Source organism: Streptomyces sp. MUM 203J (genome assembly GCF_022414595.1).
Classification (GTDB): Bacteria; Actinomycetota; Actinomycetes; order Streptomycetales; family Streptomycetaceae; genus Streptomyces.
Genome location: NZ_JADWYO010000034.1, coordinates 1 through 15,658 on the forward strand (window position 1 = coordinate 1; position 15,658 = coordinate 15,658).

A 15,658-nucleotide genomic window follows, 5' to 3' on the forward strand; every position below is an offset into this window, starting at 1 on the left:
CGGGAACGCCTGCCGGGCGGGGGCCGTCGAGCGCCGGGCCGCCCGGAGCCGGGTCCTTGGACACCGGATCCGGGGAAACCGGTTGTGGTGTCATGGGTCAGACCAGCCCCACGTCCTGGAGCATCTCCAGGGTCTCCTTGAGCGACTCCAGCTTGCCGAGGTCGATCTGCGGGGACTGGAGCGAGTCGAGCGACGGCACGCCCTCGGCGGGCTTCATGCCGGCGGTCAGCGGGTATTCCTTGGTCTCCTCCGCGAAGTACTGCTGCGCCTCGTCCGACAGGAAGAACGCGGCTGCCTTCTGCGCGTACTCCGCCTGCTTCTTGTCGGCGGCCTTCAGGACGCCCACGCCCGCGACGTTGACCAGGCCGCCCGGGTCGCCGTCCGGCAGGTAGTGGATCTTCGCGGTCTGCTTGTCCGCGCCCTCCTCGGCGGCCTTCTCGTACCAGTAGTAGTGGTTGATCAGGCCGAGCGAGACCTCGCCGGAGTCGACGGCGGCCAGCACGTTGAGGTTGTTGTCGTACGCCTTGGGCTGGTTGGCCTTCAGCCCCTTCAGCCAGGTGCGGGTGGCCTCGTCGCCCTCCAGGACGCGCATCCCGGTGACGAACGACTGGAAGGAGGCGTTGGCGGGCGCGTAGCCGATCTTGCCCTTCCATTCGGGCTTCACCAGGTCGTGGACGCTGTCCGGCGGCGTCTGTACCTTGCCCGGGTGGTAGGCGAGGACGCGTACGCGGCCGCTCGTGCCGACCCAGTCGCCGCCCGCGCCGCGGTGCGAGGGGCCGACCTTGTCCAGGGTGGTCTTCGGGAGCGGCGCCAGCAGGCCCTCGGTGGCCAGGGCGCCGAGGGCTCCGGCGTCCTGCGAGAAGAACAGCCCTGCCTCGGTCTTGCCGCCCTCCTCCAGGAGCTGCGCGGACAGCTCGGCGCTGCCTCCGTAACGCACCTCCACCTTCGCGTCCAGCTCCTCCTCCAGCTTCTCGATGAGCGGCTTCACGAGGTTCTCGTTGCGGCCGGAGTAGATGACGAGGTCGGCCGGTTCACTGCTGCACGCCGAGAGGAGGGGGAAGAGCAGACCGGCCGCCGCGACGGTGGCGATGCGGGTCAGGGAACGGCGGCGCATGGAGGGCCTTTCTGGATCCAGAGCAAAAGGATCAAGCCAGGGAACTGTGAACGATCTATAAATAAGGTAAAGCTAACCTCACCGTCAACCGGGCGGTGATAACGGATCAGGCACGCGCGCCCGATCTGTGCCGCTGTGGCCGTTCTGTGACTCGGGGGTGTCTTTTCAGCCAGGTAAGCCTTGCCTAAGATTCCGGCGTGCTTCCCCCAGATCTGCTCCCGGACGTCCGAGCCGCCGTCCCCTTCGCCCGTCGGCTCGCCGCGTTCGGAGAACGGCCGGCCCTGCTCACCGCCGACACCGAGATCACTTACCGTGACCTCGCCCGCCGCGTGGACGAGACCGCCGAGCGCCTCGGCCCGCGCCGCCGCCTGGTGCTGCTCGCCGGTGCGAACACGCCCGACGCGCTCGTCACCCACCTGGCCGCCCTGTCCGCCGGGCACCCCGTGCTCCTCGTCCCCGGCGACCATCCGGAGGCCCTGCGCGCCCTCACCACCGCCTACGACCCCGACGTCGTCGCGGCTCCCGGGGCCGACGGCGGCTGGGCCCTCGAGGAGCGGCGCCCCGGCACCGCCCACGAGCTGCACCCCGACCTGGCGCTGCTGCTCAGCACCTCCGGCTCCACCGGCTCACCCAAACTGGTCCGGCTCTCACACGAGAACGTCCAGTCCAACGCCGAGGCCATCGCCCGCTACCTGGACATCCGCCCCGACGACCGGGCCGCCACCACGCTCCCGCCGCACTACTGCTACGGCCTGTCCGTCGTCCACAGTCATCTGCTGCGCGGCGCGGGGCTGGTCCTCACCGACCTCTCCGTCGCGGACCGCTGTTTCTGGGACCTGTTCCGCGCCGCCCGGGCGACCACGTTCGCGGGTGTCCCGTACACCTTCGACCTGCTCGACCGCACCGGCTTCGCCGACCTGGACCTGCCGCACCTGCGGTATGTCACCCAGGCCGGCGGACGGCTCGCACCCGAGCGCGTCGCCCGCTACGCCGAGCTGGGCCGCCGCCGCGGCTGGGACCTGTACGTCATGTACGGGCAGACCGAGGCCACCGCGCGGATGGCCTACCTGCCGCCGGACCGTGTCCTCGAACACCCGCACGCCATCGGCGTCCCCGTCCCCGGCGGCGCCTTCCGGCTCCGGCCGCACCCCGACTGGGACGAGCCCGGCACCGGCGAGCTGGTCTACCAGGGCCCCAACGTCATGCTCGGCTACGCCGAGACCCCCGCCGACCTCGCCCTCGGCCGCACCGTCGACGAACTGCGCACGGGGGACATCGGCCGCGTCGTCACCGGCGCCGACGGCGGCACCGGAATCCGGGGCGACGGCCCCGGACGCGAACAGCCGCTGTACGAGATCGTCGGCCGCGTCAGCCGGTTCGCGAAGATCCTCGGCCTGCGCGTCGACCCCCAGCAGGTCGAGGCCACCCTCGCCGAGCACGGCGTCACCGCCCTGGCCGCCGGGGCCGACGACGCGCTGACCGTCGCCGTGGCCCCGGGCGCCGACCCCGCCGCCGTACGCCGCCTGGTCACCGCCGGGTGCGGACTGCCGTCCCGCGCCGTCCACGTCCACCCGCTGCCCGAACTGCCCCGCCTGGCCAACGGCAAGCCCGACTACCGGACCGTGCGGGCCCTGGGGCCCGCGCCCGTGGAGGCGGCCGAGGACGCCTCCGACCTGCGCCTGCTGTACGCGCGGATCCTCGACCACCCGGACGTCACCGAGGACGACAGCTTCGTCGGTCTGGGCGGAGACTCCCTCTCGTACGTCGAGATGTCCCTGCGCCTGGAGGAGACGCTCGGCGGTCTCCCCGCCGACTGGCACACCCTGCCCATCCGCGACCTGCGGGCCCGGGCTGCGCAGCCCGGGCCCGCGGAGACGTCCACGCCTGAACGCCCCGGCAGATTCCCGGGGCTGCGGCGCCCGGTGGCGCGCCGGATCGAGACCAGCGTCGCCCTGCGCGCGTTCGCCATCGTCGCCATCGTCGGCTCCCACATCCCGGTCTTCCACATCAAGGGCGGTGCCCACCTGCTGCTGGCGGTGGCCGGGTTCAACCTGGCCCGCTTCCACCTCACCTCCGCCGTACGGAAGGAGCGGGTCCTGAGGGTCCTGCGCGGCGTCGCCCGGGTCGCCGTGCCCAGCGCCGTGTGGATCGCCCTGGCCTGGCTGTTCACCGAGGACTACCGGCTGGCCGCGGTGTTCCTGGTCGAGTCCCTGCTGCCGCCGCGCGAAGGCCACCTCGCCGCGTTCTGGTTCATCGACACCCTGGTCGTCCTGCTGCTCGCCTCCGCCGCCCTGCTGGCCCTCCCGGCCGTCGACCGGCTCGAACGGCGCTTCCCGTTCGGTCTGCCCATGGCCCTCGTCGCCGTCGGACTCGTCACCCGCTACGACCTGCCGGGCCTCAGGGACCACACCTACCTTCCGGCGGCGGCCGTCGTGCCCTGGCTGTTCGCCCTCGGCTGGTCCGCCGCCCGGGCCACCCGCGTGTGGCAGCGGCTGCTGGTCACCGCCGTGGCCCTGGCCACGGTGCCCGGCTTCTTCGGGGACGAGCCCGCCCGCGAGGCGCTCATCCTGGCGGGCTTCGCACTCCTGGTGTGGGTGCCGTCGCTGCCCAGCGTCCCGCTCGTCAACCGGGTCGCGGGCGTCCTGGCGGGGAGCTCCATGTACATCTACCTGACACACTGGCAGGTGTTCCCGCGTGTCGACCACATATCCGGCTGGTTCGCCCTCGCCGCCTCCCTTGCGGCGGGTGTCGCCTACAGCAGGCTGGCGGCCCGGGTGGGAAGGTCCGGGCCCGTGCGGCGGCTGAGGGCGAGCCTCCTCCCGGCCCGCGCGGACGCCCGTGCGGGCACGGGCGAGGAGCCGGGCAGGAGCACGGCCCGGCAGACAGGCCAGGGCATGCGCTAGACGGCGGGCTCCGCGTACAGCCCGCCCTCCCGCGAGCCCACGCGTACGCCGAATCCCCGGCTCACCCGGTCCAGAGTCGTCCGCACCCACCCGCGCTCATCCTCCGACGCCTCCTCCAGCCGCAGCCGCCGGGCCCGCAGCGGAACCATCCGCAGCCCCCTCAGCGCGCCGGTGTCCCGGGCCAGCGCCGCGAAGTACAGCAGCCGCAGCTCGTCCCGGTACTCCGGGTAGCCGCCGATGCCCTCGTAGTCGTCGATCAGATCGCCGCACCCGTACAGCACCAGCCGTCCCTCGTACACCTCCACCGGGCGCGGGTGGTGCGACGAGTGGCCGTGCACCACGTCCACCCCGCCCTCCACCAGCGCGTGCGCGAACTCCACCTGGCTCCGCGGCACGCCGTACCCCCAGTTCGAGCCCCAGTGCACGGACACCACCACCAGGTCGCCGGGCCGCCGCACCTCCCGTATCCGCCGCACCACCTGCCCCGCGGTCGCGCCCGACGCCACCGGGACGTACGCGACCCCCGGGGTGCCGGGCGCCGCCGCCCAGTCGGGCGGGATGCCGCTGGACGGCATACCGCACCCGAACACCAGCACCCGAGGGCCGAGCCCGGGCAGCGGCACCGCGGCGGGGCGCCACGCCCCGGCCGCGTCCCGCCCCGCGCCCGTCACCGGCAGGCCCGCAGCGGCCAGCGCGTCCAGGGTGTCCAGCAGGCCACGGCGGCCGAAGTCCAGGACGTGGTTGTTGGCCAGTACCGTCACGTCCGGGCGGGCCACCGCCAGGGACGGCAGGTTCTCCGGGGTCATCCGGTAGTGCACGCCCTTGCCGTACGCGACGTCGTCCCCGCGCGTCACGCTGGTCTCCAGGTTCACCACGCGCAGGTCCGGTGCCGCCTCGTCGAGCAGCCGCAGCGCCGCACCCCACGGCCAGGCCCAGTCCACCGGGCGCCGCACCGGCCCGTTCACCGCCTCGGCCAGCTCCACGTAGGAGCGCGCGTCCCGGACGTACTCCTCCCACAGCGTGGGGTCGCCCGGGTGCGGCAGGACCTGGTCGACTCCGCGGCCGAGCATCACATCGCCGCAGAGGAACAGGGTCACATCCGGCTCCCCGCGCATGCCTCCACGGTAGATCCGTCACCCGCCCGTCCGGGAGCCGTCAGACCTCCGCCCGGCGTGGGAGGCCCGCTCCCAGGCCGACCATCACGATGCCCGCCGTGAAGTGCAGCCAGTTGCCGGCCGTGTCGAACGGCACGAAGTTGGCGGTGCCGCCCGGCTCGACGAATCCGCCGTACAGGGCCAGCGCCACATAGACCAGGCCGCCGATCAGCAGGTACCAGCGGGCCGCGGCGGCCGTGACAAGCGCCGCAGCCACACCGGCGACGCCGTACACGAGGTGCACGGTGTTGTGCAGCACCGACACCTGGAACAGCCCCAGCAGCTCCGCCGACGATCCGTGGCCGGCGAACTCCAGGCCGTCGCGCCCGGTGGTCACCCCGGGGACGAAGCCCAGCGTCCCGAGCAGCAGGAACACCACTCCCACCAGGAGGGCGGCGTACTGCACGGGCGCGCGGGGCGCGGCCCTCCTGCCGCGTGCGCTGGTCATGCCGCCGCGAGTACCCCGGCCCGCCCGCCCCACACCCACGACCTCCGCGACCCGGACCGTGCCCGCACCCGGTTCCGTCGCCCCCGCCCGTATCCTGCGCGCATGAACGACCGGAAGACCGAACCGACGTCCCGTCAGCTGGACCCGCTCACGCCCATGCCCGAGGACTGGCGGCGCGCCCTCGCCGTCGTCGCGCACCCCGACGACCTGGAGTACGGCTGCTCGGCGGCTGTGGCCACCTGGACCGACGCCGGACGGGAGGTGGCGTACGTCCTCGCCACCCGCGGCGAGGCGGGCATCGACAGCCTCCCGCCCGCCGAGTGCGCCCCGCTGCGGGAGCAGGAGCAGCGGGCGAGCGCGGCGGTCGTCGGGGTCGGCACGGTGGAGTTCCTGGACCACCGGGACGGCGTCGTCCAGTACGGGCTCGCGCTGCGGCGTGACATCGCCGCCGCGATCCGGCGCCACCGGCCCGAACTCGTCCTGACCCTCAATCACCGCGACACCTGGGGCGGGACCGCCTGGAACACGCCCGACCACGTGGCGGTCGGCAGGGCCACGCTCGACGCCGCGGCCGACGCGGGCAACCGGTGGATCTTCCCCGAACTGACCGAGCAGGGCCTCGACCCGTGGGACGGTGTCCGCTGGGTGGCCGTCGCCGGGTCCGCCGCTCCCACGCACGCGGTGGACGCCCGGCCGGGGCTGGAGCGGGGCGTGCGCTCGCTGCTGGAGCACCGGACGTATATCGAGGTCCTCACCGACCAGGACCCGGAGACGTACTGCCGCAGGTTCGTCGGCGGCCACGCCGAGGCGGCGGCCGAGCGGTTCGGGGGAGTGCCCGCGGTGACCTTCGAGCTGTTCGCCCGCTGAGCACCCGCTGGGCGGGAGGGCGCCCGGCGAGGGGGCGGCCGTGCGGCGGCTCCGTCACACATCGGGCGTGTCCCAGGCGACGTTGACCTCGCCGGGCCCTGGTCGGAGACGAGCATCGAGCGCTGGAGGCGCCGCAGGGCGGGGAGGGCTCCAGGCCGAACTCCTTGACCAGGCCGGCGCGCACCCTGTGGCAGACCCCGAGCGCCTCCGGGCGCAGCCCCGCCCGGTGCAGGGCGGGCATCGGGTGTGCGCACAGGCCCTCGTGCGTGGGGTGCCGGGCGATGACGCCCCGCAGCTCGCCCAGGAGTTCATGGCGGCGGCCCAGACGCGGATCGGCGTCGATCCGGCGGTCCAGGAGGTTGAGACGGGTCTCCTCCAGCTCCTCGACCTCTCGCTGGAGGTGGTGGCCGGTGCGGATGCCGGACAGCGCCTCCCCGCGCCAGAGCGCCGGGGCCTTCGCGAAGGCGTCGGAGGCGGCCTGGAAGTCGCCCTGCTCGCGGGCACGCTACCCGGCCGCCGCGTATGTCTCGAACCGCCGCAGCGCCACCCCGTCGTCGGCTGCCCTCAGCACGTAGCCGTCGGACTCGGTGGCCAGGACGAGCGGGGACCCGGCGGCCCGCGCCATGCGCTTGCACACCTCCTGGACGTACGCATGGTCGGCGGTCCTGGCGCAGGCCGGGGCCTTCTTGGTCCACACTTCCCGAATGATCACGGAGACCGGAACGAACCGGTTGGCCCGCACGGCGAGCAGCGCTTTGGCCTTGGGCGCCGCGGGGACCACGGAGAGCGCGCCCTGGGAAACCCTCAGCGGGCCGAGCACATCCACGTACGTCGCTTCCCTCAGTCGATCAGTGAGCTTCTTCTAGCGGGCCGCTGATCAGGTGACGGTCCACAAGACGCAACGAGCGAGGCCCCCGAGCTGTTGATCGGGATGTCTGACGTCTCAATCACGTTGCCCGGGGGCCTCGTTGGTCATCTGTCCCGCCGCACTCGACCTGCCGCGTGCGCTCGTGGAGCGGGTCACCATGCTCATCGTCACCCGTGAGGGCGACCGGCGCTGCAAGTTGCGCCCCTCGCAGCGCGCGATGGTGGCACTGGTGCACCTGCGCGAGGTTCTCCCCGAGGCCGAGCAGGCCGCCGTCCTGCAGGCCGTCCTCGAAACCACAAGCCCTGCGACCTGGGACTTTCCGGTCAGCTGTGGACGCGGGGGCTGATTGGCGAGCTGATCCTCAAGCTGCACCAGGTCCGCTTCGTCGAGCCGGGGGCACGTACCTCGAACGCTGGGGCGCTGAACCGGCCCGCGTGGGTCCGGTGATTCGGTGGCCGAGTTCGTCGCCGGCCGCCGGAAGGGGTGTGTGGCAGCGTTGGGTGAGCCCGGCTGCGGAAGGGCAAGCCGGCGTGCCGGGCCGTCGCCCAGGCGGTGAAGGCGGACCTGGAGGCAGGCGGTGCCGAGCACGTCAACCAGTGCATGTCCGGCGCCGGTATAGCGGCGGTCTGATCAGGAGAGCCTGGCTCAGCGTGGTGGGGGCGCGGGCCGAGGCCCGCGGTTCCGGGAAGGGGCGGGGCGGGGAGAGAACCGCTCGGCAAACCTCAGCAGCGCGTCGTTCGCCTGCGGGCTGCCGACGGTGACCCGGACGCCCAGGTCGTGGACGGCTCGCACGCGCAGGCCGTGGCGCGCCGCCTCCGCGGCGAACGTGGCGGCCCCGGAACCCATCGGCAGCCAGACGAAGTTCGCCGCCGACGGAACGACGTCCCAGCCCCGGTGCCTCAACTCGTCCTCGACGCGGTCCCGTTCGGCGATGACCAGATCCACGTGGCGCATCACCTCGGCTCTGCGGCCAAGTGCGGTCCGCGCCGCGGCCTCCGCGACCGTGCTCACCGAGAAGGGCAGTACCCTGCCGCGCAGGATCTGCGCCGTGCTGCTCTGCGTGAGCGCGTAACCGACGCGCAGTCCCGCCATCCCGTAGGCCTTCGAGAAGGACCGCAGGACCACCAGGTTCGGCATGCTCCGGTAGATCCTGCGTCCGTCCGGGGTGGGGTGGTCCCCGGCGAACTCGCGGTAGGCCTCGTCCAGGACGACGACGATCCGTTCCGGGATCTCACGAAGGAACGCCGACATCTCGGCGCTGCCGACTACCGTCCCCGTGGGGTTGTGAGGATTGCACAGCACGATGGCGCGCGTGTCGCCGGTGATGCTCTCCAGCATCCGGGACAGATCGTGCCGGTGGTCCCTCAGGGGGACTTCCACGGGCTTGGCCCCGGCAGCGTCCACGACGAGGCGGTACGCGTCGAAGGACGGCCAGGCGTGGATCACCTCGCCGCAGTGGGGCGCCGCCCACTGGATGACATGCTGGAGGATCGCGGCGGAGCCGGGGCCCACGACCACATCGGAGACCGGCGTGGCGTGGGTGGCCGCGATGGACTCCGTCAGCCTGCGGGAGAAGGGGTCGGGATAGCGGTTGACCTCACGGAGGGACTCCCGCAGTGCCTCTCCCAGACCGGCGACCGGGACGTCCGGCATTTCGTTCAGGGAGAGCTGGTACCCGTCGGCGGGCGTGGCCGAGCCTGAGTCCTCCGTCATGGCGACACGCCTGCGAGGGCGTCGTCGACGAAGGCCGTGATGTCGGCTGTCGCCCGGTCACCGTCCAGGTCGTGCAAGATCCCGTGCACTGCTTCCTGGTACACCCGTTCGGTGAGATGGAAGCCGCGGATCTTCTCGACGCCGCTCCTGGTCTCCTCGATCCGGGCCAGCGGATCCGCGGCGCCGTGCAGCCAGAGCGTCGGCAGAGAGGACAGACTGCCGCCGTCGTTGATCCGGTCCAGGCAGCTGACGACCGACTCCAGGGTCCTCCGTACGAAGGCGCCGTGCCAGATCAGCGGGTCCTCGTTGTAGCGTGCGGCCTCGTCGGGGTTCCGGGACATGACCGCGCCGACGTCGATCGGCATCTCGGGGATCTCGTCGAAGGCCAGCAGCGCGGTCGCCGTGTGCCAGGAGCCGAGCACGGGCGCGACCAGGACGAGAGCGGCGAGTCCGTCGCCGCCGTGGCCGTGGCGCTGCGCGTAGCGGGCCGCCACCATCCCGCCGATCGAGTGCCCGATCATGACCACGGGAAGGCCGGGGTGCTCGCCGCGCGCGTGCTCCACCACCATGTGGACGTCGTCGACGAGTTCCTCGTAGTCCTCCACGAGTGCGCGCTGACCGCCCGACCGGCCGCTGCCCATGTGGTCCGGAGCGTAGACGGCGGCGCCGTGTCGTGTCAGGGCACCGGCCACGCGTCGGTACCGGGCGGCGTGGTCGGCGTATCCGTGGACGAAGACGGCGGCATACCGGGGGGCCGGATGCGGCCAGACGTGCGTGTGAATGGGATGGCGGACGCCCGTGAACCGGCGCCCGGTGCTGTCGGTCATCGCTCTGACTCCCGTCGATCGGCCTTGTAGCGGCCCAGGTCCGCCTTGTTCCGTGCATCCGCCCGCTGCGTGCGTCCGCTACTCCGTGAGCTCCACCTGGTAGTCGCGCATCCAGTCGTCGATCCTGATCAGTGACTCGAACCCGACCCTCAGAAAGCGCAGTTCCTCCGGTGACGCCCTCCGGACCGCGGCGAAGGCCTCCCGCGCGCTGCTCTCGTCCATCAGCGCCCGCACAGGTGCCCCAGTGTCGTCCATCAGGTCACCCAGCCTGCCCTTGAGCATCTGGTCGTAGTCCGGATCGGCGATCGTCGGGTAGGGCTCCTTCTTCCTGGTCAGGACGGACTCGGGAAGGTCGGCCGCCATGGCCGCGCGCAGGAGGCTCTTCTCGCGCCCGTCGAAGGCCTTCATCGACCACGGGACGTTGAACACGTACTCCACCAAGGCGTGGTCGCAGAACGGAACCCGGACCTCCAGGCCCACGGCCATGCTCATCCGGTCCTTGCGTTCGAGGAGCATCGGCAGGAACCGGGTGAGGAAGAGGTGGCTGACGGTCCGCATGCGCCGTTCGTGCTGCGGCTCCCCGGGCAGGACGGGAACGTCGGCCACCGCTTCGCTGTAGCGGTCCGCCCGGTACTCGTCCAGCGACAGGCGTGCGGGCAGGGCCGGATCAAGGAACGAGGGGCCTTGCGGGACTCCTCCACCGCCCATGTGCATCCAGGGGAACGTCCGCGCGCGCGTCGCGTTCTCGTCGTGGAACCAGGGGTAGCCACCGAAGAGTTCATCGGCTCCCTCACCGGACAGCGCGACTGTGGAACGCTGCCGGATCGACCTGAACAGCAGGTACAGGGAGGTGTCCATGTCGGCGAGGCCCTGCGGCAGATCGCGGGCGCGGAGGACGGCGGCACGTGACGAGGGATCGGACAGGAGCTTCGCGTCGAGCACGATCGACTCGTGCGCGGCACCGATGTGGCCGGCGAGTTTCGCCGCGTGGTCGGCGTCGTCGAGGGGACCATGGCCATGGGCGGGCGGATCCGGCACATGGGCTGGCCCGGTCGGCCGGGAGAAGGCGACGGAGAAGCAGGCGAGAGGAGGTTCACCCCGCGTCCGCAGGGCCTGCGCGGCCAGTGCCGCCACGGAGCTGGAGTCCAGGCCGCCCGACAGCAGCGAGCACAGGGGGACATCCGCGACGGTCTGACCGGTGACCGCTTCCCGCAGCAGCTCACGCACCTGGCGGACCGTCGTGTCGCGGTCGTCGTGGTGGGGACGCGCCTCGAGTTCCCAGTAGGCGGTCTCGGTGATCTTCCCGTGGGAGACCCGGACGATGTGTCCTGGACGTACCTGGGACAGGCCCTCGAAGATCGCGTGTCCCGGGGTGTTGACCCACGTCATGAGCTCCCGCAGGCCGGCGGCGCCGAGCCGGGCCCGTGCCTCGGGGTGGGCCAGGACGGCCTTCGGCTCGGAGCCGAAGAGCACTCCGTCCGTGGTGGGGTAGTAGTACAGCGGCTTGATCCCCAGCCGGTCACGGACCAGCAGCAGTTCCTGGCGCCGCACGTCCCAGAGGGCGAGCGCGAACATGCCGGTGAGGTGCCGGGCGAAGTCGGCGCCCCATTCCAGGTAGGAGCGGAGCACGACCTCGGTGTCGCTACGGGTCCGGAAGCGGTGGCCGGCGGAGCGCAGCCGGTCCCGGAGTGCCGCGAAATCGTAGACCTCCCCGCTGTACGAGATGACGGCCCGGACGCTCCCGTCGTCCTCGGCGGCCATGGGCTGCGCCCCGCCGGCCACATCGATGACGGCCAGACGACGGTGGCCCAGGGCCACGTGGTCGCCGTACCAGACGCCCCCGGCGTCGGGGCCCCGGCAGGCCATGGTCTCCGTCATCGCCTCCACGGCGGACCGCCGGGTGCCGGGGTCCCGCTCGAAAGCGACCCAGCCCGTGATTCCACACATACCTCTCCTCCAGGCAGTCGCCGTCTATGCGGGAAGCGCACCGAGCTGCCGGTGCAGCCCCAGCAGGTCCATCTCGTCCCAGTGCTGGGCGAACAAGCCGTCCTCGACGAGGAAGATGTCGATCAGGCCGATGGAGAACCGCCTGCCGGAGGGCGGTATGCCGAGGACGGCGCCGACCTGCCGGCCGCTGAACGTCATCCGTGCGACCACCTTGTCCCCCTCGACGACGAGGTCGTCGAGGGTCAGCCGCAGGCCCTCCACCGACGCCGACCAGCGGCTGACCGCCTTCCGCATGCCCTGGATGCCGCGCTCGGCCGCCGGATCGGGATGCCGGTACTCCGGATGCAGACAGTGGTCCAGATGCCGTGGGTCTCCTTCGTTGTAGGCCGCCAGGAAGTGCTCCATGAGCTGCAGAGCGCCCGCTCTGTCCACAGGTGGTCGCCTTTCATGTGGTCTGATCAGGTTGCACGCCGTCGGATCAGGTCAGGGATTCCGGTCGTCGGCCGCCGGCTCGGCCAGCCTGGTCAGACGCGGTGGCCGGGCCGGGGCCACCTCGGCGCCGAACGCCGTCGCGGCGATGAGGTCACATGCGTCGGAGTTGCTGTACGGATGCATCGTCCCGGCCCGTACGTCCCGGTGAGCACGCTCGTACGGCGAGCCGGGACGCAGCGCCGGCGTGCCGATGATCCTGATCACCCGGTCGACGATCTCCACTGCGTTGTTGGTGCCGACGGTCTTGGCCAGCACGACGCGCGCCATGCCCTGCTGGACGCTCATCGAATCCCACAGGGCGTTGCCCATGACCTCGCGTGCCGTCCGTTCGATGACCGCGCGGGACGTCTCGATCAGGACCTCGCACTCGCTGATCAGCGCCCGCACGTAGGGCCGCTGCTCCCATCCGCGGTTCTGCACGTCCCGTACACACTGCTCGAAGGCCCCGACGGCGACGCCGAGATACACCGCCGCGAACGTGGGCATGGCCCAGCCCCACAGCGTCTGCAGGAGCGAACCGTCCAGTGAGCCGAGGGGGAAGCTGGTCAGGACGGACTCCTCGGGCACCATGACATCGCGGAGTTCGATGTTCTCGCTGCGGGTCGCCCTGAGGGCGGAGGTGTCCCAGGTGCCCTCCAGGACGCGGACACCGGGGCTGTCGGCGGGAATGCGGAACACCAGGACGTGCGGGCCCTCGGGGTGCTCCCGGTACACCGCCATCGACGTCATGTGCGTCATGACCGCCGAGCCCGTTCCGAAGGTCTTGTCCCCGGTGACCAGGTAACCGCCTTCCACCTTCAGCGCTTTGGCGCCGGTGCTCCGGACGAGCGCGTGCCCCGGCTCCGCGGTGGCCCCCATGAGGATCACCCGTCCGTCGGCGATGTCGGTGAGCATCCGCCGGGCGCGCTCGTCGCCCGTGGTCCGCCAGGCCCTGGCCATCTGTCCGGCCATCGACAGGTGCATGTTCACGGTGAGCGCCGTGGAGGCGCATCCGGTGGCCAGCCGCTCCTGGGTCACGGCCATGTCGGCCAGGCCGCCGCCCAGCCCGCCGAGTTCCCGGGGGACGGTCAGCCTCAAGTATCCGGCGTCAAGGAGGTCGTCGATGTTCCGATGGGGGAACTCGGCCTTCCTGTCGTACTCCTCGGCCCGTTCGCGGAAGGCCGCCGCCAGCTCCTCCGCCATCGCGGCGTACCGTTGCCGGGCGGGTTGGGGGATGAGAGGTCGCATGAAGACTCCAGCGGTAGCAGGTGCTCACTCGGATGCCGTCGCGGTCACGAGGCTCGCGGAGATCAGCCAGGTACGTGCCGCACCGGGCGTGCCGCGGGGTGGTGTCCTGGGAACCAGCCGTCCCGCCGCTTCGGGCAGGTCGCCCGGTTCGCACACGACGGCGTGCCAGCCCCGGGCGGCCAGCCAGGCTTCGGGGTCGGCCACACCGGACTGCCAGGGGCGCCCTTCGTCACGCATCTGCCGCAGCCAGCCCCGCATCCACGGCGCGCGGTACAGGTCGGTGTTCACCTGTTCCAGGCAGAGGACGCTGCCGGGTGCGGACTGCTCCGTCACCTGCTCGACGACTGTGTCCGCCTGGTTGCCGGTCAGGTAGTAGAGAACTCCTTCGGCCAGCCACACCGTGGGGAGTTCGGGGGAGAACCCCGCGTCTCGGAGCGCGGACGCCCAGTCGGCGGTGAGGTCGGCGCCGACAGGGACGCGGCGGCACCGGCCGGCAGGCAGTCGGCAGCCGGCCAGAAACGCGTTCTTCCGCTCGACAGCCTCAGGCAGGTCCACCTCGTAGAGGGTGACGCCGGAGGGCCAGGGCAGTCGGAACGCCCGGCCGTCCAGGCCGGCGGCCAGGACGACGACCTGCCGGGGGGTGCCGTCGGTGACCGCGCGCAGCAGACGGTCGTCGAAGAACCTGGTCCGCACGGCCAGGACGTCGAAGCGCGCACTCGGCTCGGATCGCAGTGTGGCGTACAGTGCCGGTTCGGTGTGCCGGACGAACGCCACCGCGAGCGGATCCTCGAAGAGCCGGTCGGGACGGAGCGATTCGGCGGCCCTGGCACAGGCGATCCAATGGGCGGTCTCGGTCAAACTCGACATAGCGCTCTTCTCGCGTGTGCCGGACGGCGGGGCGCCCGGTGAGGATCACTACCGGTCTGCGGTCGTCCCACGGCCCACGGCGCCGTCCGCGCTCTCCGCGGCCCGGGTCAGTCCGCGACGGAGTGACTCGTGCAGGATCTGCGTCTGGTTGTGGCGGAACTGGTTCCAGTAGGCCTCGCCCTGCTCGTTCAGGGTCCGCAGCACGACACCGATGTACGCTTTGCCGTCGGCCACGACGAAGGCCATCCGGTGTTCGAGGAACTTGTCGGTGTCGCCGAGCAGCACCTCGCGGTCGTCGGCCTCGAACACCTCATAGGGGCCGAGCCGCCCTCCCGCCTCCGGCAGGGGCTGCTCCTGTCCGCTGCGCATCGTGTTGGGCTTGACTCCGAAGGGGCGAAGGAGCAGGCCCTGTACGCGGATCCACAGGTCGACCAGCCGGAAGGCCCGTTCGGGCGTCAGGCTGGGACGGTCCATGGTCAGCCGGGCGAGCTCCCGTGCGCCGACCTTGCCGCGTTCTGGAAGCGGGGACTCCGCGGCCTCGGCGTGCGTGTAGGCCCCGCTGTCACGGAACCGGGCGAGGGCGGTGCCGTCCGGAATCGGGCAGCTGGCTACCTTCATTGATGATCCCCCATGTGCGGCGTGTCGTATCCGGAGGCCCGGGGCGTCCGTGCGTCGGAAATCAAGATCGAGGAATTCAAGATCGGAAAGCACGGGATCGGGAAAGAGGGGTCGGGTGGCGCAAGATCGAACGATGAAAGATCGAATGGCGCAAGGTCGAATGGCGCAAGATCGAAATGTTCGGCGCTGACGCGAACCTACCCGTGATCCGGTCGCCGAACATGCCGCGCGCAAGCATTTGCCATGTGATATACATCACAGTCGCTGTGGCTGAAAAGCTGTCTTGAGGGCCGGAAGTGCGGATGCCTAAGGTCGGCCCCAGCCGGGCGACAGAAGTCCCGGGGGGCCGGCTGAACATTTCCCTGGCTGGCCTGTGTGCGGCGCGACGGACGCGATCCGCATTCGCTGAAAGGGGAAAGTCATGACCAATTCCACTGCCGTCGGCGTCGAGGACCTCACGGGTTTGGACGTCGATGCCCTGGAGATCAGCGACTACATGGACGAGACGTTGCTCGACGGCGACGACCTGACCGTGACGATGGTCTCCTCCGCCTCGTGCACCACCTGCATCTGCACGTGCAGCTGCAGCTCCTGAGGTAGTCGCCGGCGCGGG

Annotated in this window: 14 protein-coding genes and 2 pseudogenes; 4 read left to right on the forward strand and 12 right to left on the reverse strand. The window is 71.5% G+C overall.

The features are described from left to right. Positions 1-97: 97 nt before the first annotated feature. Positions 98-1,114, reverse strand: a complete 1,017-nt coding sequence (locus I3F58_RS18095) for an iron ABC transporter substrate-binding protein (RefSeq protein ID WP_240109660.1) — start codon at positions 1,112-1,114, stop codon at positions 98-100. 197 nt (positions 1,115-1,311) lie between these two features. On the opposite strand from I3F58_RS18095, the gene I3F58_RS18100 reads away from it, so the two are divergent. Continuing rightward, positions 1,312-4,017 carry an AMP-binding protein gene (locus I3F58_RS18100; RefSeq protein WP_240109661.1) on the forward strand — a complete coding sequence of 902 codons (2,706 nt, stop codon included), beginning with the start codon at positions 1,312-1,314 and terminating at the stop codon, positions 4,015-4,017. Here I3F58_RS18100 and I3F58_RS18105 read toward each other — a convergent pair. Next, the gene (locus I3F58_RS18105) at positions 4,014-5,132 is read right to left on the reverse strand and encodes a CapA family protein (protein WP_240109662.1); all 1,119 of its coding nucleotides are present in this window, start codon (positions 5,130-5,132) and stop codon (positions 4,014-4,016) included. The two genes, I3F58_RS18100 and I3F58_RS18105, sit on opposite strands and share 4 nt — an antisense overlap. 40 nt (positions 5,133-5,172) lie before the next feature. Beyond that, the gene (locus tag I3F58_RS18110) at positions 5,173-5,619 is read right to left on the reverse strand and encodes a DUF4383 domain-containing protein (protein ID WP_240109663.1); all 447 of its coding nucleotides are present in this window, start codon (positions 5,617-5,619) and stop codon (positions 5,173-5,175) included. A gap of 102 nt (positions 5,620-5,721) precedes the next feature. Here I3F58_RS18110 and I3F58_RS18115 point away from each other — a divergent pair, with 102 nt between their 5' ends. Then, positions 5,722-6,486, forward strand: coding sequence for a PIG-L deacetylase family protein (locus I3F58_RS18115; RefSeq protein ID WP_240109664.1), 765 nt, complete (start codon positions 5,722-5,724; stop codon positions 6,484-6,486). Here I3F58_RS18115 and I3F58_RS29835 read toward each other — a convergent pair. Continuing rightward, positions 6,371-6,928, reverse strand: a pseudogene (locus I3F58_RS29835) (AfsR/SARP family transcriptional regulator); the annotation flags it as partial. The gene I3F58_RS18115 and the pseudogene I3F58_RS29835 overlap by 116 nt on opposite strands. Positions 6,929-6,991: 63 nt before the next feature. Further along, positions 6,992-7,312 carry a hypothetical protein gene (locus tag I3F58_RS18120; protein WP_240109665.1) on the reverse strand — a complete coding sequence of 107 codons (321 nt, stop codon included), beginning with the start codon at positions 7,310-7,312 and terminating at the stop codon, positions 6,992-6,994. Positions 7,313-7,454: 142 nt separating this feature from the next. Between I3F58_RS18120 and I3F58_RS18125 the strand changes: the two are divergent. Next, a pseudogene (locus tag I3F58_RS18125) lies at positions 7,455-7,595 on the forward strand (IS5/IS1182 family transposase); the annotation flags it as partial. 404 nt (positions 7,596-7,999) lie between these two features. Here I3F58_RS18125 and I3F58_RS18135 read toward each other — a convergent pair. The 7 genes from I3F58_RS18135 to I3F58_RS18165 all read right to left on the reverse strand — a co-directional run bounded on the left by I3F58_RS18135 (position 8,000) and on the right by I3F58_RS18165 (position 15,045). Continuing rightward, on the reverse strand, positions 8,000-9,067 hold the full coding sequence (locus tag I3F58_RS18135; RefSeq protein WP_240109666.1) for an aminotransferase class I/II-fold pyridoxal phosphate-dependent enzyme: 1,068 nt from the start codon (positions 9,065-9,067) through the stop codon (positions 8,000-8,002). Beyond that, positions 9,064-9,894 (reverse strand): alpha/beta fold hydrolase, encoded by an 831-nt coding sequence (locus tag I3F58_RS18140; protein ID WP_240109667.1) that lies wholly within the window; start codon positions 9,892-9,894, stop codon positions 9,064-9,066. Before I3F58_RS18140 ends, I3F58_RS18135 begins: the two co-directional genes overlap by 4 nt. 78 nt (positions 9,895-9,972) lie before the next feature. Beyond that, complete coding sequence (gene asnB, locus I3F58_RS18145) at positions 9,973-11,841, reverse strand: asparagine synthase (glutamine-hydrolyzing) (protein ID WP_240109668.1); 1,869 nt, start codon at positions 11,839-11,841, stop codon at positions 9,973-9,975. 24 nt (positions 11,842-11,865) lie between these two features. Further along, a complete protein-coding gene (locus I3F58_RS18150) occupies positions 11,866-12,273 on the reverse strand; it encodes an ester cyclase (RefSeq protein WP_240109669.1) in 408 nt (135 codons plus the stop codon). 51 nt (positions 12,274-12,324) lie between these two features. Continuing rightward, entirely contained in the window at positions 12,325-13,560 is a 1,236-nt protein-coding gene (locus I3F58_RS18155; protein WP_240109670.1) for an acyl-CoA dehydrogenase family protein, read from the reverse strand. A gap of 24 nt (positions 13,561-13,584) precedes the next feature. Continuing rightward, on the reverse strand, positions 13,585-14,427 hold the full coding sequence (locus I3F58_RS18160; RefSeq protein ID WP_240109671.1) for an SAM-dependent methyltransferase: 843 nt from the start codon (positions 14,425-14,427) through the stop codon (positions 13,585-13,587). 48 nt (positions 14,428-14,475) lie between these two features. Continuing rightward, entirely contained in the window at positions 14,476-15,045 is a 570-nt protein-coding gene (locus tag I3F58_RS18165) for a DUF2867 domain-containing protein (protein ID WP_240109672.1), read from the reverse strand. A 421-nt stretch (positions 15,046-15,466) separates the two neighbouring features. On the opposite strand from I3F58_RS18165, the gene I3F58_RS18170 reads away from it, so the two are divergent. Beyond that, positions 15,467-15,640: a thiocillin/thiostrepton family thiazolyl peptide gene (locus I3F58_RS18170; RefSeq protein WP_240109673.1), complete on the forward strand. Its 174-nt coding sequence runs from the start codon at positions 15,467-15,469 to the stop codon at positions 15,638-15,640. Positions 15,641-15,658 lie beyond the last annotated feature (18 nt).